This is a genomic window from Marinifilum breve (assembly GCF_003202155.1).
GTDB lineage: Bacteria > Bacteroidota > Bacteroidia > Bacteroidales > Marinifilaceae > Marinifilum > Marinifilum breve.
The window spans coordinates 1-552 of record NZ_QFLI01000097.1 but is presented as its reverse complement, the minus strand read 5'-3'; the positions used below and the strand labels follow the sequence as shown (position 1 = coordinate 552).

The following is a 552-nucleotide window of genomic DNA, read 5'->3' as shown; positions in this document are numbered from 1 at the left end:
GAAGGCAGCCCTGATGTCAAGAAACACTACGATTGTTGGCCTTTGATAAGTATGACGGTGTTCTAACATTTGGCGGAGGGTGAAGATATGATCAATACATCCTCGACCAGAACGAAACCCAGCCTGCTCCTCGCGAGTCAATCTTTCTCGGGTTTTGAACAACCTACGAAGTATGACGGAAGCCAATAGCTTGGACGCAATCGGAAGTAGACTTATCCCCCGATAGTTGTTGCAGGAACGACGTGAACCATTTTTAAAGATAGGGACAACTATCGACTCATTCCATGACGTTGGTACACTCTCTAGTTCCCAAACCTTTGTAAACAACGTCGTCAATTCCTTAGTCAGAAAGTCACCACCATCTTTAAAAAGAGCCGGAGGTAAGTCATCTGGGTCAGGTGATTTGTAGCGCTTCAAGAGTTGGAGTTCCCTGCAGACTTCCGCCTCATTTGGTGGATCAGTCATCACCGGCCATGGAGGGCAGGACGGTCTGACCGATGTTGCCGGAGCAGCAGGCCAGTTGAACTGCCCTTCGAAAAATTCTGCCCATCG

At 48.6% G+C, this 552-nt stretch carries 1 protein-coding gene; it reads right to left on the bottom strand.

Features of this window, described 5'->3' with window-relative positions:
- Positions 1-465, bottom strand: a 465-nt coding sequence (locus tag DF185_RS24845) for an RNA-directed DNA polymerase (RefSeq protein WP_207784747.1), incomplete at its 3' end; no start/stop codon positions are given.
- Positions 466-552 lie beyond the last annotated feature (87 nt).